The 25521-nt window shown below is 60.7% G+C and carries 23 protein-coding genes and 1 tRNA gene; 3 read left to right on the plus strand and 21 right to left on the minus strand.

Annotation, left to right across the window (positions count from 1 at the left end):
* Positions 1 to 63 precede the first annotated feature (63 nt).
* The 7 genes from queG to ACR0DO_RS07335 all read right to left on the minus strand — a co-directional run bounded on the left by queG (position 64) and on the right by ACR0DO_RS07335 (position 10200).
* Entirely contained in the window at positions 64 to 1101 is a 1038-nt protein-coding gene (gene queG / locus ACR0DO_RS07305; RefSeq protein ID WP_480557523.1) for a tRNA epoxyqueuosine(34) reductase QueG, read from the minus strand.
* Positions 1102 to 1172: 71 nt separating this feature from the next.
* A complete protein-coding gene (gene fzlA / locus ACR0DO_RS07310) occupies positions 1173 to 1838 on the minus strand; it encodes an FtsZ-binding protein FzlA (RefSeq protein WP_480557525.1) in 666 nt (221 codons plus the stop codon).
* A gap of 60 nt (positions 1839 to 1898) precedes the next feature.
* Positions 1899 to 2633, minus strand: coding sequence for a monofunctional biosynthetic peptidoglycan transglycosylase (mtgA, locus tag ACR0DO_RS07315; RefSeq protein WP_170444958.1), 735 nt, complete (start codon positions 2631 to 2633; stop codon positions 1899 to 1901).
* A gap of 39 nt (positions 2634 to 2672) precedes the next feature.
* Entirely contained in the window at positions 2673 to 3587 is a 915-nt protein-coding gene (locus ACR0DO_RS07320) for a Hint domain-containing protein (RefSeq protein WP_480557527.1), read from the minus strand.
* Positions 3588 to 3774: 187 nt separating this feature from the next.
* Positions 3775 to 8307, minus strand: coding sequence for a glutamate synthase large subunit (gltB, locus tag ACR0DO_RS07325; RefSeq protein ID WP_480557529.1), 4533 nt, complete (start codon positions 8305 to 8307; stop codon positions 3775 to 3777).
* The gene (locus ACR0DO_RS07330) at positions 8304 to 8738 is read right to left on the minus strand and encodes a GFA family protein (protein ID WP_480557531.1); all 435 of its coding nucleotides are present in this window, start codon (positions 8736 to 8738) and stop codon (positions 8304 to 8306) included. Before ACR0DO_RS07330 ends, gltB begins: the two co-directional genes overlap by 4 nt.
* Before the next feature lie 28 nt (positions 8739 to 8766).
* Complete coding sequence (locus tag ACR0DO_RS07335) at positions 8767 to 10200, minus strand: NAD(P)-dependent oxidoreductase (RefSeq protein ID WP_480557533.1); 1434 nt, start codon at positions 10198 to 10200, stop codon at positions 8767 to 8769.
* Between the two features lie 230 nt (positions 10201 to 10430).
* On the opposite strand from ACR0DO_RS07335, the gene ACR0DO_RS07340 reads away from it, so the two are divergent.
* The gene (locus ACR0DO_RS07340; RefSeq protein WP_480557535.1) at positions 10431 to 11234 is read left to right on the plus strand and encodes an undecaprenyl-diphosphate phosphatase; all 804 of its coding nucleotides are present in this window, start codon (positions 10431 to 10433) and stop codon (positions 11232 to 11234) included.
* Here ACR0DO_RS07340 and ACR0DO_RS07345 read toward each other — a convergent pair whose 3' ends face one another.
* Positions 11235 to 12218: a complex I NDUFA9 subunit family protein gene (locus ACR0DO_RS07345; RefSeq protein WP_480557537.1), complete on the minus strand. Its 984-nt coding sequence runs from the start codon at positions 12216 to 12218 to the stop codon at positions 11235 to 11237. It abuts the gene before it with no gap.
* 199 nt (positions 12219 to 12417) lie between these two features.
* On the opposite strand from ACR0DO_RS07345, the gene ACR0DO_RS07350 reads away from it, so the two are divergent.
* Both ACR0DO_RS07350 and ACR0DO_RS07355 read left to right on the plus strand, forming a co-directional pair.
* Positions 12418 to 12504, plus strand: a tRNA-Leu gene (locus ACR0DO_RS07350).
* A 448-nt stretch (positions 12505 to 12952) separates the two neighbouring features.
* Positions 12953 to 13141, plus strand: coding sequence for a hypothetical protein (locus tag ACR0DO_RS07355; RefSeq protein WP_480557539.1), 189 nt, complete (start codon positions 12953 to 12955; stop codon positions 13139 to 13141).
* A 51-nt stretch (positions 13142 to 13192) separates the two neighbouring features.
* On the opposite strand, the gene ACR0DO_RS07360 is transcribed toward ACR0DO_RS07355, so the two are convergent.
* From ACR0DO_RS07360 to ACR0DO_RS07420, 13 genes are all read right to left on the minus strand, one after another.
* Positions 13193 to 13888 (minus strand): RraA family protein, encoded by a 696-nt coding sequence (locus tag ACR0DO_RS07360; protein WP_480557541.1) that lies wholly within the window; start codon positions 13886 to 13888, stop codon positions 13193 to 13195.
* Positions 13885 to 14580, minus strand: a complete 696-nt coding sequence (locus tag ACR0DO_RS07365; RefSeq protein WP_480557543.1) for an alpha/beta fold hydrolase — start codon at positions 14578 to 14580, stop codon at positions 13885 to 13887. The genes ACR0DO_RS07360 and ACR0DO_RS07365 overlap by 4 nt, the downstream gene beginning before the upstream one ends.
* Complete coding sequence (locus ACR0DO_RS07370) at positions 14577 to 15701, minus strand: cobalamin-independent methionine synthase II family protein (RefSeq protein ID WP_480557545.1); 1125 nt, start codon at positions 15699 to 15701, stop codon at positions 14577 to 14579. Before ACR0DO_RS07370 ends, ACR0DO_RS07365 begins: the two co-directional genes overlap by 4 nt.
* Positions 15702 to 15711: 10 nt before the next feature.
* The gene (locus tag ACR0DO_RS07375) at positions 15712 to 16314 is read right to left on the minus strand and encodes a class I SAM-dependent DNA methyltransferase (protein WP_480557547.1); all 603 of its coding nucleotides are present in this window, start codon (positions 16312 to 16314) and stop codon (positions 15712 to 15714) included.
* Complete coding sequence (locus ACR0DO_RS07380; protein ID WP_480557548.1) at positions 16311 to 17270, minus strand: cupin domain-containing protein; 960 nt, start codon at positions 17268 to 17270, stop codon at positions 16311 to 16313. Before ACR0DO_RS07380 ends, ACR0DO_RS07375 begins: the two co-directional genes overlap by 4 nt.
* Before the next feature lie 143 nt (positions 17271 to 17413).
* Complete coding sequence (locus tag ACR0DO_RS07385; RefSeq protein ID WP_480557550.1) at positions 17414 to 18403, minus strand: nuclear transport factor 2 family protein; 990 nt, start codon at positions 18401 to 18403, stop codon at positions 17414 to 17416.
* A complete protein-coding gene (locus tag ACR0DO_RS07390; RefSeq protein WP_480557552.1) occupies positions 18400 to 19443 on the minus strand; it encodes a LacI family DNA-binding transcriptional regulator in 1044 nt (347 codons plus the stop codon). The genes ACR0DO_RS07385 and ACR0DO_RS07390 overlap by 4 nt, the downstream gene beginning before the upstream one ends.
* Positions 19443 to 20207, minus strand: coding sequence for an SDR family NAD(P)-dependent oxidoreductase (locus ACR0DO_RS07395; RefSeq protein ID WP_480557554.1), 765 nt, complete (start codon positions 20205 to 20207; stop codon positions 19443 to 19445). The genes ACR0DO_RS07390 and ACR0DO_RS07395 overlap by 1 nt, the downstream gene beginning before the upstream one ends.
* Positions 20207 to 21262 carry an ester cyclase gene (locus ACR0DO_RS07400; RefSeq protein ID WP_480557556.1) on the minus strand — a complete coding sequence of 352 codons (1056 nt, stop codon included), beginning with the start codon at positions 21260 to 21262 and terminating at the stop codon, positions 20207 to 20209. The genes ACR0DO_RS07395 and ACR0DO_RS07400 overlap by 1 nt, the downstream gene beginning before the upstream one ends.
* Before the next feature lie 48 nt (positions 21263 to 21310).
* The gene (gene hisD / locus ACR0DO_RS07405) at positions 21311 to 22642 is read right to left on the minus strand and encodes a histidinol dehydrogenase (RefSeq protein WP_480557558.1); all 1332 of its coding nucleotides are present in this window, start codon (positions 22640 to 22642) and stop codon (positions 21311 to 21313) included.
* Between the two features lie 14 nt (positions 22643 to 22656).
* Positions 22657 to 23184: an ester cyclase gene (locus ACR0DO_RS07410; RefSeq protein ID WP_475212169.1), complete on the minus strand. Its 528-nt coding sequence runs from the start codon at positions 23182 to 23184 to the stop codon at positions 22657 to 22659.
* 125 nt (positions 23185 to 23309) lie between these two features.
* Positions 23310 to 24464 (minus strand): carbohydrate ABC transporter permease, encoded by a 1155-nt coding sequence (locus ACR0DO_RS07415; RefSeq protein ID WP_480557560.1) that lies wholly within the window; start codon positions 24462 to 24464, stop codon positions 23310 to 23312.
* Position 24465: 1 nt separating this feature from the next.
* Positions 24466 to 25488, minus strand: a complete 1023-nt coding sequence (locus tag ACR0DO_RS07420) for a carbohydrate ABC transporter permease (protein ID WP_480557562.1) — start codon at positions 25486 to 25488, stop codon at positions 24466 to 24468.
* Positions 25489 to 25521: the final 33 nt, after the last annotated feature.

The raw sequence follows: 25521 nt of genomic DNA on the forward strand, positions 1-25521 counted from the left end.
CTTCCTGTTCGCTGCGAATGGGTTTAGCGGTTTGGGCCGACACGTCCAGCCTGTTTGCGGCACTTATGGCAATCGTTGCACCGCCCAGCGCGCCGCGTCGGAAACCGTGGGGTCCGGATCATCCGTCAAACCCTGCGCGACGGGCCGAAGCTCGGCCCGGCCCGAGTTTCCGATGGCATAGAGCACATTGCGCACAAACCGATCCCGCCCGATGCGTTTGACCGGGGATCCGGAAAATTTCGCACGAAACGCCGCATCATCCAGCACCGCCAACTCCGTCAGCGCAGGCGCTTTCAGATCCTCCCGGGCGGCATAGCGCATGTCGCTGGCCGCAACGGCAAACTTGTTCCAAGGGCAGGCTGCCAGACAATCGTCGCAGCCATAGATACGGTTGCCGAGCTTGGCGCGCAGTTCTTCGTCAACCGGGCCTTTGTGCTCGATGGTCAGATAGGAAATACACCGGGTTGCATCCAACTTATACGGCGCCGGAAAGGCATCGGTCGGACAGGCATCCAAACAGGCCCGGCACGAGCCGCAATGGTCCACCTCAGCCACGTCTGACGGCAATTCCAAAGTTGTGAAAACAGACCCTATAAAGGCCCAATTTCCCCAATCCCGGCTTACAAGGTTGGTGTGTTTGCCCTGCCAACCCAGGCCGGCAGCATGGCCCAAAGCCTTTTCCGGCACCGGAGCCGTATCGACAAAAACCTTCACCTCGCCCCCGGCCTCGGCAATCAGCCAGCGCGCCAGCCGTTTCAGCCGTTTCTTGACCAGATCATGGTAATCCTTGTTCTGCGCATAGACCGAAATCGCCGCCTTGTCCGAGTGCTGCAGAACTTCGGTCGGATCATGTTCGGGCGTATAGCTTTCGGCCAGCATGATCACCGATTGCGCCTCGGGCCACAGTGCCGCCGGATCGCCGCGCCAATGGGTCCGCTCGGCCATCCACCCCATCTGCCCGTGGTATCCGGCCTGCAGGAACGCCTCCAACCGGGCCGGAACCTCTGGCACATCCCAAGGCCGACACACACGGCATGAGACGAACCCCTCGCCTAGCGCCTGCGCCACCAGCTTGTCCTTTAAACCCGATCCGCTTTTCATCTGTCTAAAAATATCCTCGGGGGGAATCGCGCCCCGGCGCGATGGGGGGCAGACAGCCCCCTGCCACCTTATCAGAAATCAAGATCTGCGTAGTGGGCCGGCGGCCGGAACCCCGGCACCTGATCCGCCAGGATCGACCGAAACGCCGGGCGTGACTTGATTTTGGCGTACCAGTCCTTGACCGCGGCAGACCGGTTCCAATCCACGTCTGAGATATAATCCAGCGCCGACAGATGCGCGGCGGCGGCGAAATCCGCCAAAGTCATCTGATCGCCCGCCAGCCAGCGCCGGTGATCCAAAAGCCAGGCCATGTAATCCAGATGGTATTTGATCGCGCGGGCACCTTCCTTGACGTTCTTGCTGTCCGGATAGCCTTCACCGGTGACCTTCTTGTTCACCCGCTCATACAACAGTTTCGAGGTCACCTCGTGATGAAACTTGTCATCGAACCAGCCGACCAAACGCCGCACCTCGTATCGGGCCTCGGGCGTCTTGGGCATCAGCGGGGGTTCTGGACGGGTGTCCTCGATATATTCACAAATGGCCGCACTTTCCGACATCACCCGCCCGTCCAGACGCAGAACCGGCACTTTGCCGGCGGGGTTGCGGCGCAGGAAATCCGGGTCTTTCTCCCAATATCGTTCCTCGACCAGTTCAACCTCGATCTTCTTTTCCGCCAGGGACAGGCGGACCTTGCGGCAATACGGGGACAGGGGAACGTGAAACAGACGCGCCATGGGCTTCCTAATCGAACCAGTGAATACCCCATCAGCTTTAGCCTTGAGGGGCGATGAGTTTCAATCCTCGAAACAATCCGCGCGACCATCTGCGCGGATGGTGGCCGCCCCGTCCAGGATCGACGCAGCCCGCCTGCGGGTGCGCACCGAGGGGTCAGTAACCGACCGATTGCGGGGCGAAGGCAGGATCGCCGCGATCCGGGCCGCCTGGACCGGGCTCAGCCGAGCGGCGGGTACGCTGAAATTGCGTTGGGCTGCGGCCTCGACCCCGAACACGCCCTGCCCGGTCTCGGCCACGTTCAGATAGACCTCGAGAATGCGTTCCTTGCTCCAGAAAATCTCGACAACCGGCGTGATCGAGGTTTCCAGCGCCTTGCGCACCCAACTGCGGCCCTGCCACAGGAACACGTTCTTCACCACCTGCTGCGTGATGGTCGATGCCCCGCGCGTTCCGCCGTTTTCCAGCGCATCACGGATCGCTTCGACGTCAAAGCCCCAGTGCAGGCAGAAATTGGCATCCTCGGCCGCCACAACCGAGCGGGCCATGACCGGAGAGATCTCTTCGATCGGCACCCAATCGCGCTCGACCTTGCCCAGCCGACGCCATTCGGACCAGATCGTATGGGTCACGGGCGGGTTCACAACGGAATAAAGCGCCACCAGCCCGACCACAAAGACAATCCCCCCCACCACAGCCCGGGTCACCCAACGGCGAATCCGCAATGTGGTTGGTTTCTTTGCCTTTGACGCCTTGCTTTTCTTACTGCTCGACTTGCGCGCTGCTTTTCTTGCCATGTTGTTGCTATACGACGCGGCGTTGAGGTTTGAAACGGTTTATATCGCCAGCGCGCGCGCCTCGCGCGGGCGGATGACCGGGCGCGCGGTTTCCGGCATCACCGGATCGCGGCTGCGCAGTTCCGGAAACAGGCGCAGTACCTCGGCCTGTGCGTCACGATCCGCCTGAGTCACCGCATGTCCCGGGTAATAGCTTTCGCTTTTCGCCCCGTTGGCAATGACGATCTCATGCCGCGAGAATAGCAGGTGGATATATTCGACCTCATCGCTTTCGACGCGGGTCACCGTGTCGTCATTGACCAGACAATGCGCGGCGATCAGAACCTCGGAATGGCCAAAGAGGTAAGGCGCGCGCCAATCCGCGACCAGCATCCGGTGCTGCGGCGACACGGTCAGAGGACGATCCAGCCCCAGCACACCGGCCTCGAACCGGATCGGGGCCAGTTTGTCCCGCGCCTCCACCCGGGTGCTGCCCACCCACAGCAAAGGCTGCGCGCCGTGATCGGCGGTGGTGACCATGTCCCCCGGCTGCAAGTCTTCGACCCGGCGTGGACCGTCCGGCGTTTCGATCAGGGTGCCGGGCGTGAAGCAGGGCGGGCCCAGATCACCAACATCCAGCGGCCCCTGCGTGGTGACAAAGGTCGACGAGACAAAGGTGCCGCTTTGCAACACCTTACCGTCAGTCGGAGTAAAAACCCGCGTTCCGTCCGCAAGATAAAAGGTTGTTCCGATGTAGGTTACGTTTCCCTGACCGGGTACGTTAATTGTAACCGTATCCCCTGGCCACGAGCGGGTAACATCCACGCCGTTGACGGTATCGTTGTTGAACCGATCAATATCGCCGTCGTCATTCTGATCCACCAGATCGTATTTCTGCACCGTCAGCGTCGTGCCCGCCGCGGGCGGGTTCGCCGGGTCCATATCAAAAAACTGGTCTGTATAGGTCGTTGGCATGTGTCTGCTCCTGCCTATTCGTCGCGTAGGACAGCAGTGTGCCTGCAAATCCCGAAGAAACTATGGCCATAGCTAGGCGTGAACGGAGAAAAAACGCAATAAACTCGGTCAAGCTGCCCCAAATCGGAAAAAACCCGCGTGTTTCAGGTGACACGCGGGTTTCTCGATGCAGGGCCCTGCTGGCGGCTTATTCAGCCGGGACGGCTTCGACCTCGATGGTCAGAGGATGGCTGAGCTTGTTCAGCATCTCTTTCGGACAGACCTGCAGGAAGTTGGCCTTTTCAACATCCCAGTGCTGCAGAATGTCCGCAGCCTTGCGGCTGAAGGTCTCAACCTGATGGGTTTCGATCAGCGATTTCAGCTGCTCTTCCCAATGGTCGACGGTCACCGGACAGGTCACCAGTGTTTCCATGTTCATCAGCTTTTCGGCCTTGCCTTCGGGGTCGTACAAATAGGCCATACCACCCGTCATGCCCGCGCCGAAATTGGCACCGATGTCACCCAGGATCACCGCGACACCACCGGTCATGTATTCACAACCGTTGGAACCGCAGCCCTCGATCACCACCGTTGCGCCCGAGTTGCGCACCGCGAACCGCTCACCGGCGCGGCCAGCGGCGAAGAGGTACCCATCCGTTGCACCGTACAGCACCGTGTTGCCGATGATCGTGTTGTCATCCGCCTTCAGCGGGCTGACCTGCGGCGGGCGCACGACGATCATGCCGCCCGACAGACCCTTGCCGACATAGTCGTTGGCGTCGCCCGACACTTCCAGTTTCAGACCCGGCGCCGCAAAGGCCCCCAAGGACTGACCGGCAGAACCTTGCAGTTTCACATGCAGGTGGTCGGACTGGAACGTGTTCCGCATCCCGAAATTCTGCACGATATGGCTGGACACCCGCGTCCCCACGGTCCGGTGCGTGTTCTGCACCGCGTAAGACAGCTGCATCTTTTCACCGTCTTTCAGGAACCGTGCCGCATCGCGGACGATCTCGGCATCCAGAGTATCCGGCACCGCATTGCGATCCTTGCGACGGTCATAGACGATGTCCTGTGCGCCATCGACGGTAATCAGCAGCGGGTTCAGGTCCAAATCATCCAGATGCGCCGAGCCTCGACTGACCTGCGCCAGCAGATCGGCCCGGCCGATGATCTCATCAATCGAACGTGCGCCGAGGCTGGCCAGCAGCTCGCGCACTTCCTGCGCGTAGAAGGTAATCAGGTTTACGACCTTGTCGGCGTTGCCGGTGAACTTGGCGCGCAGGTCTTCGTCCTGCGTGCACACGCCAACCGGGCAGGTGTTCGACTGGCACTGGCGCACCATGATACAGCCCATCGCGATCAGCGCGGCGGTACCGATGCCGTATTCCTCGGCCCCCATCATCGCGGCCATGACGATGTCTCGGCCTGTGCGCAACCCGCCGTCGGTGCGCAGAGTCACGCGGTCGCGCAGGTTGTTCATGGCAAGAACCTGATGCGCCTCGGTCAGGCCCATCTCCCACGGAAGTCCAGCATATTTGATCGAGGTCGCGGGCGACGCGCCCGTGCCGCCATTGTGGCCCGAGATCAGGATCACATCCGCCTTCGCCTTGGCCACACCGGCAGCAATCGTGCCAACGCCCGAGGACGCCACAAGCTTGACCGTCACCTTGCAGCGCGGGTTGATCTGCTTCAGGTCATAGATCAGCTGCGCCAGATCCTCGATCGAGTAGATATCGTGGTGCGGCGGCGGCGAGATCAGCGTCACGCCCTTGGTCGAGTGACGCAGACGCGCGATCAGGTCGGTGACCTTCATGCCCGGCAGCTGACCACCTTCACCGGGTTTTGCGCCTTGGGCGACCTTGATCTCAAGCTCTTCGCACTGGTTCAGATACTCGGCAGTCACACCAAACCGGCCCGAGGCCACCTGTTTGATCTTGGCCGAGGGGTTATCGCCATTCGGCTCCGGCACGAAATGCGCCGGGTCTTCGCCGCCCTCGCCACTGTCGGATTTCGCACCGATCCGGTTCATCGCCACGTTCAGCGTCTTGTGCGCCTCGGGCGACAGCGCACCGAGGCTCATACCGGGAGTAACGAACCGTTTGCGGATCGAGGTGATCGATTCAACCTCTTCAATCGGTACCGACTTACCCAGCGGTTTGAAATCCATCAAATCGCGCAAATGGATTGGCGGGTTCGATTGCATCTTGGCCGAATACTGCTTCCACAGCTCGTACGAAGCGCGGTTGCAAGCCATCTGCATCATGTGCATCGAGGTCGCTTCCCACGCGTGGGTCTCACCCGATTTGCGCGCCTTGTAGAAACCACCGATGGGCAGCACGTCCAGACCGTTGGTCCAGGCTTTGGCGTGGATTTCCTCGGCCTTGGTCTGAATGCCGGTGACACCGATGCCGGAAATCCGGCTGGTCATGCCCGGGAAATACTCGGCCACCATCGCACGGCTGAGGCCCACGGCCTCAAAGTTCAGACCGCCGCGATAGGACGAGATCACCGAGATGCCCATCTTGGCCATGATCTTCAGCAGACCCTGATCGATGGCTTCACGGAAACGGGCCACGTTTTCGGTCAGGGTGCCGTCCAGCAGGCCGCGATCGATACGGTCGGCCAGCGAATCCTCGGCCAGATAGGCGTTCACAACGGTCGCGCCGCAGCCGATCAGCACGGCAAAGTAGTGGGGATCGACACATTCCGCCGAGCGCACGTTCAACGAGCAGAAGGTCCGCAGCCCCTGACGGGTCAGATGCGAATGCACCGCACTGGTCGCCAGGATCATCGGCATCGCCACACGGCCCTGGCCCGAATTCATGTCGGACAGCACCAGATGCCCAGCGCCCGAGCGCACAGCCTCTTCTGCTTCGGCTCTAACACGGGCCAAAGCGGCGCTCAGCGCGCCTCGACCGGGCTCAAAGCTGCAGTCGATCTCGGCCAGCGGAGAATTGAAATTCTCAACCAGCTTGTCCCATTGCGTGTTGCCGACAAAGGGGCTGCCGAGCACGATGATCTCGGTCTGGCTGCTGTCTTCGTCCAGCACGTTCTTGAGGTTTCCGAACCGCGTTTTCAGCGACATCACGCGGTATTCGCGCAAGCTGTCAATCGGCGGGTTGGTCACCTGGCTGAAGTTCTGGCGGAAGAAATGGCTCAGCGGGCGGTATTGCTTGGACAGGACCGCCGACGGGGTATCGTCGCCCATCGAGGCAATCGATTCCTTGCCGTCCTCGGCCATCGGGGCGAGGATCTGTTCCAGTTCCTCAATCGAATAGCCCGCCGCGATCTGACGCTTGCGCAGCTCTTCGCCCGAGAAAATCGGCGCCTCGACCAACTCGCCCAGCGTGTCGTCCAGATCGTTGATCTTGCCGACCCACTCGCCGAACGGCAGCGCGCGTGCCAGCTTGTCCTTGATCTGGGTGTCGCGGTAAAGCTTGCCACGCTTCATGTCCACGGCCAGCATCTGACCCGGACCCAGCGCGCCTTTTTCGGTCACAGATGCCTCGTCAATCGGCACCATGCCAGCCTCAGAACCCGCGATAACCAGGCCATCGCCCGTCACCACATAGCGCATCGGGCGCAGGCCGTTCCGGTCCAGACCGGCGCAGACCCAACGGCCATCGGTCATGGCCAGCGCGGCGGGACCGTCCCACGGCTCCATCACCGAGTTGCAGTAGGAGTACATGTCACGCCACGCCTGCGGCAGCTCCACCGCCTGCTTGGACCAGCTTTCCGGCACCAGCATGGTTTTCGCCATGGGAGCCGAACGGCCCGCACGCACCAGAACCTCGAATACCGAGTCCAATGCGGCCGAGTCCGACGAACCACCGGCGATGATCGGCTTGATGTCATCGGCATAGTCGCCAAAGGTCGAGGACGCCATGCGGATCTCATGGCTCTTCATCCAGTTGATGTTGCCTTTCAGCGTGTTGATCTCACCATTATGGGCCAACATGCGGAACGGCTGAGCCAGCCACCATTGCGGGAAGGTGTTGGTCGAATAACGCTGGTGATAGATCGCGAACGCCGACTCAAAGCGTTCGTCCATCAGATCAGGGTAGAAGACGGCGACCTGCTCGGCCAGCATCATGCCCTTGTAGATGATCGACCGGCAAGACAGCGAGGCTAGATACAAACCGGAAATCCCCGCGGCCAGCGCGGCCTTTTCGATGCGGCGGCGGATGACATACAGCTCACGCTCGAACGTCTCTTCGTCCACGCCCTTCGAGTTCGAAATCAGAATCTGCTCAATCTCGGGACGGGTCGCGTTGGCCTTTTCGCCCAGGCAGGTGACATCGACCGGCACGTGGCGCCAGCCATAGATGTAATAGCCCATGCGCAGAACTTCGGTTTCCACGATGGTCCGGCAGCTTTCCTGTGCGCCGAAATCGGTGCGGGGCAGGAAGACCTGACCAACCGCGACAAGTTCATCCATGTTGGGCTCGTGGCCGGTGCGGCGGATCTGATCATAGAAGAAGGGAACCGGGATCTGCACGTGGATACCCGCGCCGTCGCCGGTTTTGCCATCAGCATCCACGGCACCGCGGTGCCAGATCGCCTTGAGCGCATCGATCCCGGCATCCACCACCTTGCGCGACGGCTTGCCGTCAACGGATACAACAAGACCCACACCGCAGGAGGAATGCTCTTCTTCCTCGGAATAGAGACCGTTTTCCGCCATCCATTTGCGCTTGGCTTCCTCGGCCCGCACCCAATCGGCATCATATTTGGTCATTGGCTGTCTCCTTCTTCCGGCTGGGCAAACATGGCTTCGACCTCGATTTTGGTCATCTGCTTGCGCTCGCCTGCGAACGCGTACCCATCGGGCTTTTTGTCGATATAAAGTTCCAGTTGCAGCGGGTTTCCCGTGTCTTCGAACAGGCCTGCTGCCATTTGAGTGTGTCCGTGCATCTCGCCCGGCAGGGTGACCCGGTACCACAGCGCCGAACCACAGTCGGCGCAAAAGGCGCGCTCGGCCCAGTCAGACGAGGTATAGGTTTTGACCGGGCCCAAAGCGGCATAGCCGGGCTCGGCCTGAAACGTCACCAGCATCGAGCTGGTCCAGCGCCGGCATTGGTCGCAATGGCACGCGCCCAGCGAGTCCTTCGCCGGGGTTGCGGTCACGGTGACCGCGCCACACATGCATTGGCCTTGCAATTCGGGCATTCGAACCCTCCTGTCGCTGGGCATTGGGTTATTCGGCTGCGATGGCAGCCTTGGCATTGAACCGGTCGATGATCGCATCGGCGCAATCACGGCCGTCACGGATCGCCCAAACCACCAGCGAGGCACCGCGTACGATGTCACCGATGGCATAGACGCCGTCCATCTCGGTCTCTCCGGTCTGGAACGCCGCCTTGACGGTGCCCCAACGGGTCACGGGCAGGTCGGGCTGTCCGAACAGGGTGGGCAGGTCTTCGGGCTCGAATCCCAGCGCCTTGATCACCAGATCGGCCTCTTCAACGTAATCCGCACCTTCGATCACTTCGGGTGCCTGACGGCCAGACGCATCGGGCTGACCCAGACGCATCTTTTGCACCATCACGCCCGCGACCTTGTCGTCACCGGTAAAGCCCTTGGGCGCGCTGAGCCATTCGAAGATCACGCCTTCTTCCTCGGCGTTCTGGGTTTCACGCTGCGAACCCGGCATGTTGGCGCGGTCGCGGCGGTACAGGCATTTGACCGAGGTCGCACCCTGCCGGATCGAGGTGCGCACGCAGTCCATTGCCGTATCGCCACCGCCGATCACGACAACTTTCTTGCCGTCGGCATTCAGGCGGCCGTTGTCGAAATCCTCAACGTCATCGCCAAAGCTTTTGCGGTTCGACGCGGTCAGGAAGTCGATGGCTTTTTCGATTCCGGTCAGGCCACTGCCCGGCATGGACAGGTCACGCGACTTGTAGACACCGGTCGCGATGATCACCGCATCATGCTTGGCGTGGATTTCTGCAAACTTTTCGGCATCCACGTCGCAGTTCAAGACGAATTCGACGCCGCCATCGGCCAGCAGGTCATTGCGGCGCTGCACGATGTCTTTTTCCAGCTTGAAGCCCGGAATACCGTACATCAGCAGACCACCCGCGCGGTCATAGCGGTCATAAACGGTGACCTGAATGCCAGCCCGACGCAGCATATCCGCCGCAGCCAGACCACCGGGGCCGCCGCCGATGATGCCAACGCTTTCACTGCGTTCAACACCCGGAGCAACCGGTTTCACCCAACCTTTGTCCCAGGCGGTGTCGGTGATGTATTTTTCGATCGTGCCGATGGTGACAGTGCCGTGGCCGGACTGTTCGATCACGCAGTTGCCTTCGCACAGACGGTCCTGCGGACAGATGCGGCCACAGATTTCCGGGAAGGTGTTGGTGGCCTGGCTGGTCGCATAGGCCTCTTCCAGACGGCCCGTGGCGGTCAGGCGCAGCCAGTCGGGAATGTTATTGTGCAGCGGGCAGTGCGACTGGCAATAAGGCACACCGCATTGGCTGCAGCGGCTGGCTTGTTCTTCCGCCTTGGCCGACGCAAACTCAGCATAAATCTCGTCAAAGTCTTCTTTGCGCACATCGGCGGCACGCTTTTCCGGCATGACGCGGTCGATCTGCACAAATTTCAGCATCGGTTGCTTGGCCACGGGTCAGACTCCATGAATTGGCTTGGTCGGGTTTCTTTAAGAGATACCGCTCCGGATGAAAAGTCAATCATACTGACCTAAATTGAAAAAATCTGAGCCAAAAACCGAAATTGATGAAAAATACTCAGTTTTTTAGTTCCGATTCGGACCCATTTACGCGCTTTCCTTTTCGGCACCACACTTATACCCATTGCGCGCAAAGAACACGTGACGGCAGCACGGCAGGTTAAATGGGCTTTTTCCAACTGATTCTCGCGGCAATTATTCAGGGTATCACCGAATTTTTGCCCATCTCCTCATCGGGCCACCTGATCCTGCTGCCCAGCCTGACCGGCATGGACGATCAGGGGATGGCCATCGATGTGGCGGTACATGTGGGCACTTTGGGGGCCGTGGTTCTGTATTTCTGGTCCGACGTGAAACAGGCGGTCGCGGGCCTGCCCCGCGCCATGACCGGGCGGGTCGATACCCCGCAGGCCCGGCTGGCGATGGGCCTGATCATCGCCACGATTCCCACCGTCATCGCCGGCACCATCCTGTTCAAAACCGGTCTCAGCCAATCCTTGCGCTCAATAGCGGTGATCGGTTGGACCATGCTGGGTTTCGGGCTGCTTCTGTACTGGATGGACCAGAAAGGCCCTCAGACCAAGCAAGCCGGAGATTGGGGGCTGCGCGACGCCTTTATCATGGGATTGTGGCAGGTTCTGGCACTGATCCCCGGCACCTCGCGGTCGGGCATCACCATCACCGGCGCGCGACAGTTGGGCTACAGCCGCGAAGACGGCGCCCGGATCGCGATGCTGATGTCGATTCCGACGATTCTGGCGTCAGGCGTGCTGTTGTCGGCAGAGGTCATCCGAGAGGCGGACGTGCAGCTGGCCAAAGACGGCGCGATTGCCGCCTTTTTCGCCTTTATCTCGGCCCTGCTGGCGCTGTCCCTGATGATGCGCCTGCTGCGCAGCGTTAGTTTCACGCCCTATGTCATCTATCGCGTGATCCTGGGCGCGATCCTGCTGGTGATCGCCTACAGCTGATCAGGTCCGCAGGTTGTCGGCCGAATTCTGGATGTCGTCATACTGACCGGCCGGGCGGAACTTCCACAGGTAATCCGGCAACACCGATTCCAAAGTGGCCGGCTCGATTCCCAGATCACCAAAGCCCTTGGCGTCCTCGGACACCACGTTGTCGCGGCGCAGGTTCTTCAGCTGGTCGCGGGTCAGGATGTGGTTCGGGAACAGCTGAAAGCTGACGAATTTGGCGATATCCAGAACACCCGCCATGATCCGGGCGGCAAAGAACGGCACCCCGATGATGACACGGCGGCGGTGAATCACCCCCAGCATCTGCTGCATCAGCGCGCGGAAGGATTTCACCTCGGGTCCGCCCAGTTCGTAGATGCCGGCATCTGCCTGGCCCAGAACCCCCTGAACGGCGGCTTTGGCCACATCATCCACATAAACGGGCTGGAACTTGGTGTCGGCACCGACCAGAGGCAGGAACGGCCCCATACGGGTCATGCCGGCGAAGCGGTTAAAGAACTGATCCTCGGTCCCGAAAACGATCGAGGGCCGCAGGATCACCGCGTTCCGCATATGCGCCAGCACGCCAGCCTCACCCTGCGCCTTGGTGCGGGAATACTCGCTGTTCGAGTCCGCGTCCGCCCCGATTGCCGAGATATGGACCATCCGCGCAACGCCCTGTTCGGCCGCGATCCGCGCGATGCGCTCGGCCCCTTCGGCCTGCACGGCGTCAAATTCGTTCTTGCCCAGTTCGTTCAGCACACCGACGCAATTCACCACCGCATCGGCGCCCTGCATGACCGCAGCCACCGAGGCATCATCGCGGATGTTGCACAGAATGGGCTCGACCTGACCGACCACACCATAGGGTTTGACAAACATCGCCTCGTTCGGGCGGCGTACCGCGACCCGCACGCGCCATCCTTCGTTCGCCAAGCGACGTGCGATGTAACGACCGACAAATCCCGATCCGCCGTAAATCGTGACCAGTTTGGACATGCGAGGGCTCCTGCTGATGGGTCTTGATCCGATCTACCGCCCAAAGCCCCGGCAAACAAGGCGCAATAACGCCGCGCGTCCGGGAAAAAACCGTCTGAATCCGGGCTGTTTGAAGCATGGGTCAAAAAACTTTCAAAAATCCTCCCGAATCCTGTTGACGCCCCCCGCCAGTAGGCTTAAACGCCCCTCCACGACACCTGCCCAGGTGGCGGAATTGGTAGACGCGCTAGCTTCAGGTGCTAGTGTCCGTATGGACGTGGAGGTTCGAGTCCTCTCCTGGGCACCAAATCCCCGACAAAGTAAAAAGACCAATCCGCATATGCGGAGGTCCCCTGCGTCTGCGGGATTTATCTTCTGGTTTTGTCATTCGTGTTGCACAAACGGGGGCAAATACTCTGCTTTCGACTCCGGCCAAGCCCTTTTGGTCCGAATGCCCCGCACAGGCGCTTGTAACGGCTGTTCCAAAAGTGACGTGGCGTCGCGAAACGTAAACCTCTCCTTCAACGTCTTTACCTAAAGGTAAGGTTTGAAATCATTTTTTGATTGAACGGTTAAAAAATGACGCAAAAGGTCAATTTCTTCCCCCTTGTTCGAAAAAACACGGTGCGTAAATGCGCCCTGTCGCTGCGGATCACCGCTCACGGATCATTGATCCTCGAGCCCGGAACCAGCGGGTTCGGATCAGGTCCGCAGCGGCAAGTTTTTTAAGTCCGGAATTTTGGAGGAAAGTGACAATGCAGATCAGAACGTTTCTCAATCGCTTCAAAGCGGCCAAACCGGGGCGGGGCGCTGTTTCAGAAGATGTGGAAACCACGTCAGCACTGGGTCGCAGGATTCCCCCGATCAAGAAATCCGAACTGACCGCGTTGTTCCAAACCGTTCTGGAAGAAAAACGCGACGACCTTCCAGCCGGGCGCAAGTAGTCCGCGCCCGACCTTTCTGATCCCCGGTATTATTGCGCGACCGGGGTTATTTCACACCCGTGATTTTTCGAATTTCTCCCAGGCCGATTGAAAGGCCTGAAAATCAAAGCCCGGCTGGGTGGCGGCATCCAGGACGATGCGTTCCGTGGTCAGCAATTTCCGGATCGCGGCCTCGAGCTGATCGACAACATCCACCGGCACCACCAGCGCGCCATGACGGTCGGCGTGGATCAGATCACCGGGATTGATCGTCAGACCAAAAACTGACACCGGCGTACCGATCTCACGCACATGGACAAATCCATGACTTGGCCCGACCGATCCGGCAACCACCGGAAAGCTTTCGGGCAAATCGCCGAGGTCGCGCATGACGCCGTTGGTCAGGGCGCCCGACATGCCAAAGCCCTTGTGTACGGTGGTGTTGATTTCGCCCCAATAGGCGCCGATGCAGTTGGGGAAATCAACATCCTCGATCACCGCGACCGAGGGCGCAGGGCCTTCGGCCATGTACTTGTAATAGGCCATGCGGCGTTCCCGGATGACCTCTGATGCCTCGGACGGCGGTTGTACCGCGGCGATCTTGGCGGTGCGGGCATAGCCCACGATCGCGGGTTCGGACGGGGCCGAACACAGCATGGTGCCGCGGGTGAACGCATCGAACCCGCGCTTGCCCTGCGCCACCTCGATGGCGTTGCAGACGGTGGGGGTATCGACCTTGCGCAACAGGGTCAGAAGGGACGGTGTCATGTGGCCTCCAGCCAGCGGATCAGGGCCGCTGTCGTGTCGTTGGGTTGTTCCAGAGTGGGCAGGTGCCCGGCCTGTTCGATGATATCAAAGCGGCTGTCGGGCAGCAGATCGTGCATGAACTGGTGCCGCTCGACCGGACACAAGCCATCCTCGCGGCCGCACAGAACCAGCGCTTTGCCGGTATAGGCTTTCAGGGTTTCAGACTGGTCCGGACGATCCATCAGAGCGCGAGACTGGCGCAGGAACACGTCAGAGCCCAGATCCTCGGCCATCGCCATACACAGGTCCAGAATGGCGCCCTGATTGGGTCCATCGGCCAGATAGTTGGGCTTCATCTCGTCCCGCATCACCTGCCGCAGTTTCCCTTTGCGGACGGCCTCCATCTGCGGGCCGCGCCGCGCCTTGACCTCGGGCTTTTCTGCCAGCGGGTTGGTGTCCAGCAGGGCCAGTCTTTCGACCCTGTCGGGGGCCTGCCGCACGACCTCCATTGCGACGATGCCGCCCATCGACAGCCCTGCCAGCGCAAAGAGCGGCGGCGTGTTGACCAGGATATCGGCGGCCATCGCCTGCACGCTGTCCTGCATCGCCAACGGGAAGGTCAGCAAAGGTCTGGACCCGGACAGGGCGGCGATCTGCGGCTGATACAGCCGCGCGTCGCACATCATACCGGGCAAAAGAACCAGTGGTGTCATGCCGAGGCCAGTTTCGCGCCCTCGGACAGCGCGGTCAGCTTGGCATAAGCAATGTCGGGATCGACCGCGCCAAAGCCCGCAAATGTGCCGAAACCGCAGTCACTGCCCGCGATCACACGGTCCGCGCCGACGATATCGGTGAACCGCGCGATGCGCTGCGCAACCAGCTCGGGGTGTTCGACAAAGTTCGTTGTGGTGTCGACAACGCCGGGCACCAGAACCTTGTCGTTCGGAATCTCAGCCTTGCGGTCGCGGAACACGGTCCATTCATGCGCGTGGCGCGGGTTCGAGGTTTCGAACAGCACATAGCGGGATTTTGTGTTCATCAGGGTCGTGAACACCTTGTCCATGGCGATGTCACAGCAATGCGGCCCTTCGTAATTGCCCCAGCAGATATGCACGCGCACACGATCCTGCGGCACGTTCTGCAACGCGTGGTTCAGGGCCTCGACATGCATGTCAGCGATCTTGACGAATTCCGCGTCGGACAGATCGGTGAACAGCATATGACGCGAGAGCGCCAGATCGGGGCAATCCAGTTGCAGGTCCAGCCCGGCGGCCACAATGGTTTCGTATTCGTCCTTCATCGCGTCGGCCAGCGCGGCCAGATACGCCTCGCGCGTGGGATAAAAATCGTTCTGCAGGAACAACGAAATCACACCCGGAGATGCGGCGTTCATGAACCCGCGCTCGGCCCCGTGCTGCGCCATCGCAGCCTTGAGGTTGGCGATGTCCTTCTCCAATTCACCCTGCCCTTTGGAGCGGACGTCGCCAGTACATTGCGGGCGGGCATATTGCGGCGTGCCGCCGTCGTCAGCCAGACGTTGCAGGAAGCCGGGGAACATCTTCAGATCGGCGGGCGCATTACGCGGGCTGTCACCCGAGAACCCGGTGTAACGATCCTTGACGTAAGTGGCGTAGGAGATTTTCGAGGTCTCACCATCGCTGACGATATCCACCCCGGCCTCAACCTGTTTGCGTACGGTCTCGGACACGGCTGCGGCCATGCTCGCATCAAAAGCAGCCGGATCGAAAGGTTCTTCCCGTTCACGGGCAAAGATGAAATCGACCACCTCTTGCGAGCGGGGCAGCGACCCGACATGTGTTGTCTTTACGGTCATGGAACCTCCGTTATGTCTTGCGTGCCATCAGCACGGTGTGGCGTTGGGTTTCCGGGTCCTTGGCCAGAAACCCGGTCAGGATCATCCCGTTTTCCTCAAGGCAGGTGGCGTAGGCTGCGGGCGAGAGGGAGGCGTGATAGACCAGCTCTCCGCCAACGGTTCCCTGCTCTTCACCGGCGCTGGGGCCGACGGTCAGCATCAGCATCCCGCTGGGGCGCAGATGGCGTGCCATGCGGGCGATGCAGTCTTTCTGTTCGTCCGCCGTCAGGTGGAAAAAGCTGTTCCAGGCGATGATGCCATCAAAGCGGCGATTCAATTCGAAGTCCCGCATGTCCGCCTGCAACCAGTCGCCATCGGGCCAACGGCTGCGGGCGATCTCAAGCATGGCTTCCGAGAAATCGACGCCGGTGACGGTGAACCCTTCGGCCTTGAACCATCGGGCGATGGGTTCTCCCGTTCCGCAGCCCAGATCCAGCACGTGATCGCCGGGTTTCAGGGTGGCGGTGAAGCGCGCCAGCCAGCGCGCTTCGAACAGGGCCTTCGAGCGTTGCTCATCATAGGCCCTGGCCTGCCGTTCATAGACGGCATGAGTATCGTCGGGATCGACGGTCATCCGACCCAGGTCGCACCGGCGGGATCGTCGGTGGCCGTGATACGGTACAGGCCTGCCTGACCGGTCATGGAGGGCGTGACGCTGTAGGCCTCACCCGGCATCACCAGCGCGGTATCGCCGTTGGAGAGTGTTGTTTCATACCCGTCCACCGCGACGCGCCAATGGCCGCTGGCCGGCATCAGAACCACAGGCTTCTCGGCTTTGACCAGATCATTGACGGCCGAGCCACGGGTCAGGAAATCAACCTCGAAACCCGGTTTGTCTTTGATGATGCCATTCTCACCGATCACCGTTGCGGGTTTGTCCGCGGCCAGCGCCATCAGGTCCCAATAGCGGGCGACGTATTTGCCGATCACGGCGTCGACGGGCACTTCGGGATAGGCTTTCAGCTCTTCTTCGGTCAGCAGAGGCATCGGGCGCACGTTATGCGGCAGCTCCTGACCTTTTTTCGAGTCATACAGCACGCCGTTGTCGCCCAGCATCAGACCATGCGCCTGCGCGTCTTCGATCACCTGCGGTGCCCAGGTGACACCGCCACCAGCGTCATCACCACCCAGCATCGACATGATCATGCCATAGTCGTCGCCCACATTCTCGAACCCGCGGAAGATGCCGGTGGGGATGTTGAAGATATCGCCTTCCTCGGCAATGAACTCACCCGCCGTACCGTAGCGGCCCCAGAAGAACCGCCAGCGGCCTTTGGCGACAAAAAAGACCTCGGCCGTGGTGTGGCTGTGCAGCGAGTTGCGGCATTTCGGAGGTTGTCCCGCCGCACCGATGTTAAAGCCGATCTTGTCGGTGATGTGGACATGCTGATCGGGGGATTCCGATACGCCGCCGCCGATGATGGTAAAGTTCTCTTTCTGATCGCTGCCCGGTGTGTGGGCGTCGATAAAGGCGGTTTTGCAGGGCTGCAGCTCGCCATAGCGGACAATGCGGTGTTGAATGGTGCTCATTTTGGTCTCCTGACGGGATTTGTGTTGCAACAGGGATCAACCCGTTGCCCCGGGAGGGTGGTTGTTCAACCGCCGCGCCCGCAAAGAGGCCCGGTGGCAGTGATAGCGCCGGGATCCTTCGCCGTGTGTCAGATGACCCTGCATTACACGTCCCCGGTCGCCAGAAACAGCTGTTTCCAGATCGCCGTCTCATCAAACAGGGTCCATTCGCGGCGCAGCCGGATGTCGCCGCCGATCAGCTCGCCCCATTCGGCGTGGCTGATGCCCAGAACATACAGCTCGGCCCCGGTGGGCGCGCCAAAGGCACCCCAGCCGTCATGCTTGCCGTGCAGGCTCCAGCGGATGGCCGAGCGCGGCGGCATGTTCGGGTCATCGCGCCCGATCTGGTGGTGGATGGTGAAGGTCGCGCTGGGCATCGCCGCGCGCAGCGACATCCAGAAACGGTCAACCGGCCCGCGCCCATGACCGCTTGCGCCACCGGGATATTCGGTCTGAACCGCGCGGTCATAGTCACGCTCGACCGCGCCCATATCCGCGCCCATCATCCGGGTCAGCAGATCGGCGTGGCGTTGACCCCATTCATTGTCGTTACCGCGGCCCGAATATGGACCCTCCAGATCGTTGGCCGGGGTCAGCGGCTTGACGCAGTTTTCCGGCCCGCCTTCGCGCGCGATCAGATCGCGGGTAAAATCCTGCGGGTCCCATCCCATCTGACGCACCACCGCGCCGTTGTCGCGGATCAGCCACTCGTCATCGATGGCGTTGTTGCGGGCATGGCAGTCGGCCAGAATGCGATAGCGCAGCTTGGCACCGGTCGCCTGACCAAACATGCCATCGCCCAGATGGGTGGCAGTGGACATGATGCGGTGGCTCGACAGCATCCCCTTTTCGGGCGTGCCGGACCATATCACATCTTCGCCCAGCAGGGTGCGGTCGGGAAATTCGGCCAGCGTGGCCATGGTGGCGCCGATCACACCCTGATTGCCGGTCGACACGCTGCCGGGCATCCGCACCACGATATCCGGCGCGTAATAATCGTGCAGGGTGGAAATCCCCCGGTCTTCCCAAATCTCTTTGGTGATGCCGATGATATAGTCGGGAAAATCCCGAAACCTGGCGTCAAAGCCCTTCATGTCTCTGTCCTTTGTGGGGTCCATCCTTTGGGCAACCGGGCCGAGGTCCGCACGATCAGCGGCCCGTCAATGGCCACTTTGCGCGGCTTCGCCGATGCCGGGGCGTCAATATGTTCAAGCAACGCGGTGACGGTTTCCGCCACCATGAGATTGGCGCGCTGGCGGATCGTTGTCAGGTTGTACGCAGGCCATCCGGCAGGCGGCACATCGTCATATCCCACGACCGAGACATCCTCTGGCACGCGCAGACCCAATTCAAACCGGATCACGTCCATCACCGCCAAAGCCATGTGGTCATTGGCAACAAAAACCGCATCCGGGCAGCTTTCGGGCGGGACGTCAAACATACGCCGCGCCGCCGCCCGCACCTTTTCGGTGTGAAAGTCACCGACATCATGGGCAAACAGGCTCTGCCCGGCTTCCGTCAGTGCGGCGCGGAACCCGGCCTCGCGGTCGCGCTGGGTCGAGGCACCCTGCCAGCCGGCGATATAGCCGATGCGCTGATGCCCTCCGGCCAGAAGGAACTCGGCCACTTTACGGCCGCCGAAATAGTTGTCGGAGGTGACGGTGGTGATGCCCTCGATATCCTGACTGCGGTTGAACAGCACCACAGGTACCCCGGCCTGCTGGCAGCGCATGGCAATTTCCGACGACATCGCGACCGAGGCCAGAATGACGCCATCCACCTGATAATCAAGGATTTCCGCCATCACATCCTCGATGTTTCCAGCCGTCCGTGAGGCCATGAAGATCAAGACGTGATAGCCCTTTTCCTGCAATGCGTTCGACAGTTTCTCCAGCGCTTCGGGATAAAAGTAGTTGTCCAGATACCCGACCACCAAACCGATGATCCGGCTTTTGCCCGACACCATCGCGCGGGCCAGAACATTGGGGCGATAACCCAGCTCGGCCGCGGCCTTGCGCACCTTTTCTTCGGTCTTCTTGCTGACCGACGCGCCGGGCGTGAACACCCGGCTGACCGCCGATTGGCTGACACCGGCCAGTTGCGCAACTTGAAGAGAGGTGACTTTTTCAACCATCAGTCCGCCGTCCAACCCCCGTCAATCAGCATCGAGGTGCCCGTGACCAGCGCCGAGGCGTCCGAGGCCAGGTAGGTCACCGCACCCATGATATCCTCGACCTCACCGATCCGGTCCAGCTTGATCTTTTCCATGATCCACGCAGCCCGTTCGGGGTTGTCGAAGGTGGATTGGGTCAGGGGCGTGCGGATGAAAGTCGGGCACACCGTGTTGATACGGATGCGCTGTTTGCCCCATTCGATCGCCATGGCTTTGACCATACCCTCCAACCCGTGCTTGGTGGCGCAATAAAGCGCCCGGTCAACGCCACCCACATGACCCATCTGGCTTGAGATATGGATGATCGACCCCGGCTTACCCGCCACCATCAGCGCCTTGGCCGCATAGGATGACAGGAAATAAGCCGAGCGCAGGTTGACGTTGGTCACCGCGTCGAAATCTTCGGGCGTGGTCTCAACCGCCGGGCCATGACGCGCGGTTCCGGCCGAGTTCACCACCACATCGAAGACGCGGCCGTCGAACAGACCGCGCAGCGCGTCCAGATCGCCCTGATCCATCACGGCGGCCTCGGCCGACCAGCCCTGCGCCTGAAACGCGGCGACGGTTTCGTTCAGACGATCCGCGCCACGCGCGGCGCAGACCACATGCGCACCCGCTTCGGCCAAGGCCACGGCACAGCCCTGCCCGATGCCCGAGGACGCGCCGGTGACAAGGGCGGTCTTGCCCGCCAAGGAAAACGAAGGGGTGCGGGGCAGATCACTCATCAGCTCATTCCATCCGGTATATTGATACGCCTCATGTTGCGGGCCTTATTGAATTCCCGCAGTCGGGCGAAAACGTCAACGCCTAGCTGGCGATACGCGTCCAGAAGATCGACCAGTACCCAGTTTTCGCGGATCTTGCCGTTCTCCACCCGCCAGAAATCGAGGCTGCGCATGGTGATCCGCATGCCCGAGGGCGCGATCCCCATCCAGCCATCATGGGTCACAGTCTGGATCATGTTGGGCCAGCCGGTCACGGCGGCATAATCACCATCGCCGAAGAAGTGATAGGTGATGTCGTCGATATATTGCCCACGATCCGGCATCCCGCTCAGAAACGGAATCTGGTGCCAGTTGCGAAACCCGGAAAACCCGCGCCCGGTACCGATGCCCGCCGGGCCGTACCAATTCATGCGCGGATGCCAGAACCGGTCGGGTTCCATCACCTCCGGCCCGCCCTGCGAGGGGTGCTTCTTGAGGTATTCAAGCATGTCAATAATGTGCTGACAGGTCGCCTGACCCTTGGCTGCATCGTAGGGGCCGGGCACAAAACCGTCCTGCGTCGCTGGTCCGGGCACATGCCATTCGCGGCCAAGGCTGGGGGCCATCGGCCAGGCATTCGCTTGCATCATGACCTCGGGGACATCCCACAGGGCCTGCATCTCGACCACTTTGCCGTCTTCGAAACGGTAGAACTCGTGAAACCGCATGGTCACTTGATGGCCGGTCGGCGGGATATCCAGCCACGGCCCGGTGAAAGTGCCGGTGTAATAGCCGCCACACCCGACCCAATCAGCCCCATGCTCATCCGGGCCAGCGATAACGATATAGTCGCGGCGTTCCAGATCAGGCCACGCGGACAGCAGATCTTTGTAGGCGGTATCGTAGTACGCGTCGCTGCCGGTGCTGTCCCCAAAAGGATGGCACAACCTGTAAACAGCATCCGGGGCGCTGACATCTGCCAGCGCCCGCCGCACACCCGTTTCCGTAAAATCATACATGGCCGCCCGCAGCGGCGAAACTACGGCTTTGTTCCGGGTATGCGTATCAGACTTCATCTTTTTCCAAATACTCTGGGGGAGGCTGAAAGCCGGGGGCAAAGCCCCCTATTCTGCAGCGTCCCGATAGGGCGCAGGCGCACCGTAAGGCACGTTGATCCCACCATAGCGACGCACGCGGATGTTGCACTGCTCGGCATGGCCAACAAACCCTTCCAGCATGCACAGGCGCGAGCCATACTCGCCGATCAGTGTCGCCGCCTCATCGGTCAGAACTTTCTGATAACTGTGCGTCTTCAGGTACTTACCAACCCACAGACCACCGGTATAGCGACCCGCTTTCTTGGTGGGCAGCGTGTGGTTGGTGCCGATCACCTTGTCCCCGTTCGACACATTGGTGCGCGGCCCAAGGAACAGGGCGCCATAGCAGGTCATGTTCTCAAGGAACCAGTCGTCGCGGTCGGTCATGACCTGAACGTGCTCGGACGCGATGTCGTCGGCGACCTGCAGCATTTCATCATAGGTGTCGCAGACAATCACTTCACCATACTCGTCCCAGGACACTTTCGCAGTGCCAGCCGTCGGCAGAATACCCAGAAGGCGCTCGACCTCAGACAGAGTGTCCTCGGCCAGTTTGCGAGAATTGGTCAGCAGCACGCAGGGGCTGTTATAGCCATGTTCGGCCTGACCCAGCAGGTCGGTGGCACACAGCTCGGCATCCGCTGCGGTTTCATCGGCGATGACCATGGTCTCGGTCGGGCCTGCGAACAGGTCGATGCCCACGCGGCCGAACAGCTGGCGCTTGGCTTCGGCCACAAAAGCGTTGCCGGGGCCAACCAGCATATGAACCGGGTCGATGGTCTCAGTCCCAATCGCCATCGCACCGATGGCCTGAATGCCGCCCATGACATAAATCTCATGCGCGCCGCCCAGATGCATTGCTGCAATCACAGCCGCGTTTGGCTTGCCGTTGAACGGAGGCGTACAGGCAATGATGCGTGGCACACCCGCGACCGAAGCCGTCGCCACGGACATATGCGCCGAAGCCACCATCGGAAACTTGCCGCCGGGCACATAGCAACCCACGGATTGCACCGGGATGTTCTTGTGACCCAGGATCACGCCCGGCAGGGTTTCGACCTCGATATCCAGCATCGAGTCGCGCTGCGCCTGTGCAAAATTGCGCACCTGCTCTTGCGCGAACTTGATGTCCGCCAGCTCACGCTCGGTCAGCTGACCGATCAGATCGTCAATCTCTTGCTGCGACAGCCGGAACGAGGCGGGCGAGTAGTTGTCGAACTTCTCACTCAGCTCACGCACGGCGGCATCGCCGCGGGTTTCGATGTCTTTCAACGTGGCCTCCACCACGGCGCGGGTCCTGGCGTCATCCTCGGCCCGGTCGGCATCAGACTTACCGCGTTTGAGATACTCAATTGCCATTGTCTAAACCCTTCTTATTCAGGACGAGGAGCGGTCTTTTCACCACGGTCATAGGCTTCCCAGCCTTCGCCGTTGAAGATATCGACGCCCAACTGGGCGGCGACATGGGCAAAATCAACGTTCACCCAGTTGTCGACGATCTTGCCATCAACCACTTTCCAGAAGTCCATGTAGCGAATCTCGACCCGCTTGCCGGTGGGCGCGATGCCGAGGAATTCACCGGAATGCGTGGCCTCTTGGCGACCGAACGCCGCTGCCCACTCACCCATATACAGGCGCGCCTCATCAATGCAGGTCTTGTCCGAAAACGCGGCCTGAAACGGGCGCTGCCAGTTGTCCTGGAACTCTTTCAGGCCGGTTTTGGTGCCACAGCCCTGATTGCCCAGCCAACGGAACCCTTCCGAGAAGAACTCGCCGATGTCGTCGATGCGGTGGTCGTTCAGACCGTCAACCATGGTTTCAATCACGCGGCGGGTGTCTTCGGTTTTGCTCAGGTCCGTGTCGCGGGTCAGAACCGCTTGTTCGGGACGGGAACCTTTCATTTTCTATCCTTTCAGATCGCAAGAGTGTGTAAGGGGGTCACTGACCCGCCATCACAAAAAGTCCCTCGGCATCCTGTTCAGCGCCGGATGGCGCGATACTGCACTGTTGCGCGACCGACTGCTCATCAGCCCTTCACCGCGCCTGCGGTCAGACCGCTGACGATCTGGCGCTGGAAGATCAGAACAAGGAAGATCAGCGGCGCGGTGATCGAGACAGCGGCAGCCACGGCGACAACCTGATCGGTTGTGGTGGTCTCGCGGTTGAACATGCCGACGATGGCCGGAACCATGGTCTGGTTCTGCGCGTCCAGCAGCAGTGAGGTCACGAGGAAGTCGTTATACGCCAGCAAAAAGCTGAACAGCCCCGTGGTAATCACACCCGGCCACATCACCGGCATGATGACACGGCGGAAGGCCTGGAAGTGGCTGCAACCATCGACGCGGGCGGCCTCGTCCAGCTCAGACGGGATGTTCTGGAAGAACGACCGCAGCATCCAGATAGTAAAGGGCTGGTTGATCGCAACCAGAACCGCAATCACCGCAAACGGCTTGCCGTACAGTGTCGGAGCGTTTTCGCCGAGGATCGGGCTCAGCCATTCGGCCGAGTTGATGAAGACCGGCAAATAGCCCGCCACCAGAACCGAGTGCGGCAGGGCGCGGAACACCAGCGCCACGATCAGAATCCAGAAGGCGAAGGTCGACCCCGAGCGCGCCAGACCATAGCCCGCCAGCGTCCCAACCGTCAGCGACACGGTCACAACCCCGATGGTCACGATCAGCGAGTTGCGGAAGTTGTCCGAGAAACCGCGGTCGATCCAGACGGTTTTATAATGTTCGGTTGTCAGGCCCAGCACATCCCGGCCCAAGGGGCCAAAGAGCGGGTTCAGCACGCCAAGGATCGCAGGCAGGATCACGAAGAACACCACCAGAAAGCCCAGGGCGACGGCGAGCACTCCGATGATCCAACCGATCCATTCCTGACCGGGTTTGGAATAGGATTTGACCATCGAGGGCAGGGTCTTGGTCGCCACAATGATCGTGCCCCAGATCACCGCGATGCCCAGAATGATATCCAGCAGCGACAGGCCGTTGCCCTTGGACAGGGTCTCAGGCCCGAAGATCACGTTCAGCGCGTTGCTGTCAAAGGCATCCACGGGGGATTTGAAGCTCATCACCGCGATCCAGAAGATCGGGAAGGCGGCGACCAGGCACCAGAAGACCAGGAAGACGTTGGAGGTCAGCCGCAGGCCGAACGGTTGGCGAAGCGCGCGCGAGGACATATCAGTGACCCCCTTTGTGATCGCGCCATGTCCGGCGCAGCGGAAGGATAAGCAGGATGACGATGCCGATCATGGTCAGCATGGCGCTGGCCGAGGCCCGGCTGATCGACCGGTTACCGGCCTGATCCGGCACCAGGAAGTCATAAGTCAGCCACTGCAACGAGATGACATAGCCCTGGCTTGAGAAACCGACAATCTCTTCGAACACGCGATAGGCGTCCATCAGGTGGATCATCGCCACGAATATGATCAGCGGCATCAGGTGCGGGATGACGATGTATTTCATCCGCTGCCAGCGGGTGGCCCCGTCGATCACGGCGCTTTCCAGACTGTCCTGATTGACGGTCTGCAGACCGGCATAGAACACGATGGCGGCAAAGGGTGCCACGTGCCACACGCGGTAAAGCATCATCAGGATTTCAATGGTCCACGCCTGTGCAAACAAGGCGATATCGCGGTTCAGCCACCATTCGATCAGCGCGGTCAGGATACCATCGCCCCGGAACAGCCAGTTGATCGACAACACCCCGATCACCGGCGTGATGATGAAGGGCAGCAGCGAGATAAAAATCACCGGCCCGCGGATCGACCGCGCCGCGTTGTTGATCAGAACCGCAATGCCCAGCCCGCAGACGATCACCAGAGGCAGCGTGATCAGCGTAAAAGTCAGGGTGAACCGCAGCGCCTTCCAGAAGTTGATGGTGGACAGAACGCTCAGGCTGCCTTCGCTGATTGCGCGCCAGGCCCGTTCGGGTTCCAGCACGTTGCGATAGCTTTGCAGCCCCACATATTGGGTCTGGGTAATGACCTCGCCGCGCTCGTCCAGCTTCGGTTGCGATTTCAGCTCGGTCGTGCAGGTCTGGGTCAGGAAACCGGGGGTGCAGGTTTCCACCTCGACCGTCTCATAGATCGGCTGGGTGATGTAAAAGCTCTGCTTGAACACGCTGACCAGCGGGAAAGCGATGAAGAGAAGCATCATAAAGACAGAGGGGCCGACAAAGGCGGCAAATGTCCGGAAATTCATGGCTCTGCCTTTCTCATGGTTCTCGAGGGATCA

Source organism: Ruegeria sp. AM9 (assembly GCF_056540565.1).

What these genes read in the sequence shown, in the direction of transcription:
- ACR0DO_RS07380 (WP_480557548.1), bottom strand. Translation starts at nt 17,270, where the DNA reads ATGAGCACCATTCAACACCGCATTGTCCGCTATGGCGAGCTGCAGCCC.
- mtgA (WP_170444958.1), bottom strand. Translation starts at nt 2,633, where the DNA reads ATGGCAAGAAAAGCAGCGCGCAAGTCGAGCAGTAAGAAAAGCAAGGCG.
- ACR0DO_RS07340 (WP_480557535.1), top strand. Translation starts at nt 10,431, where the DNA reads ATGGGCTTTTTCCAACTGATTCTCGCGGCAATTATTCAGGGTATCACC.
- ACR0DO_RS07400 (WP_480557556.1), bottom strand. Translation starts at nt 21,262, where the DNA reads ATGAAGTCTGATACGCATACCCGGAACAAAGCCGTAGTTTCGCCGCTG.
- fzlA (WP_480557525.1), bottom strand. Translation starts at nt 1,838, where the DNA reads ATGGCGCGTCTGTTTCACGTTCCCCTGTCCCCGTATTGCCGCAAGGTC.
- ACR0DO_RS07345 (WP_480557537.1), bottom strand. Translation starts at nt 12,218, where the DNA reads ATGTCCAAACTGGTCACGATTTACGGCGGATCGGGATTTGTCGGTCGT.
- ACR0DO_RS07420 (WP_480557562.1), bottom strand. Translation starts at nt 25,488, where the DNA reads ATGAATTTCCGGACATTTGCCGCCTTTGTCGGCCCCTCTGTCTTTATG.
- ACR0DO_RS07415 (WP_480557560.1), bottom strand. Translation starts at nt 24,464, where the DNA reads ATGTCCTCGCGCGCGCTTCGCCAACCGTTCGGCCTGCGGCTGACCTCC.
- ACR0DO_RS07360 (WP_480557541.1), bottom strand. Translation starts at nt 13,888, where the DNA reads ATGACACCGTCCCTTCTGACCCTGTTGCGCAAGGTCGATACCCCCACC.
- ACR0DO_RS07375 (WP_480557547.1), bottom strand. Translation starts at nt 16,314, where the DNA reads ATGACCGTCGATCCCGACGATACTCATGCCGTCTATGAACGGCAGGCC.
- ACR0DO_RS07385 (WP_480557550.1), bottom strand. Translation starts at nt 18,403, where the DNA reads ATGAAGGGCTTTGACGCCAGGTTTCGGGATTTTCCCGACTATATCATC.
- ACR0DO_RS07370 (WP_480557545.1), bottom strand. Translation starts at nt 15,701, where the DNA reads ATGACCGTAAAGACAACACATGTCGGGTCGCTGCCCCGCTCGCAAGAG.
- ACR0DO_RS07330 (WP_480557531.1), bottom strand. Translation starts at nt 8,738, where the DNA reads ATGCCCGAATTGCAAGGCCAATGCATGTGTGGCGCGGTCACCGTGACC.
- ACR0DO_RS07365 (WP_480557543.1), bottom strand. Translation starts at nt 14,580, where the DNA reads ATGACACCACTGGTTCTTTTGCCCGGTATGATGTGCGACGCGCGGCTG.
- queG (WP_480557523.1), bottom strand. Translation starts at nt 1,101, where the DNA reads ATGAAAAGCGGATCGGGTTTAAAGGACAAGCTGGTGGCGCAGGCGCTA.
- ACR0DO_RS07355 (WP_480557539.1), top strand. Translation starts at nt 12,953, where the DNA reads ATGCAGATCAGAACGTTTCTCAATCGCTTCAAAGCGGCCAAACCGGGG.
- ACR0DO_RS07410 (WP_475212169.1), bottom strand. Translation starts at nt 23,184, where the DNA reads ATGAAAGGTTCCCGTCCCGAACAAGCGGTTCTGACCCGCGACACGGAC.
- ACR0DO_RS07390 (WP_480557552.1), bottom strand. Translation starts at nt 19,443, where the DNA reads ATGGTTGAAAAAGTCACCTCTCTTCAAGTTGCGCAACTGGCCGGTGTC.
- hisD (WP_480557558.1), bottom strand. Translation starts at nt 22,642, where the DNA reads ATGGCAATTGAGTATCTCAAACGCGGTAAGTCTGATGCCGACCGGGCC.
- gltB (WP_480557529.1), bottom strand. Translation starts at nt 8,307, where the DNA reads ATGACCAAATATGATGCCGATTGGGTGCGGGCCGAGGAAGCCAAGCGC.
- ACR0DO_RS07320 (WP_480557527.1), bottom strand. Translation starts at nt 3,587, where the DNA reads ATGCCAACGACCTATACAGACCAGTTTTTTGATATGGACCCGGCGAAC.
- ACR0DO_RS07395 (WP_480557554.1), bottom strand. Translation starts at nt 20,207, where the DNA reads ATGAGTGATCTGCCCCGCACCCCTTCGTTTTCCTTGGCGGGCAAGACC.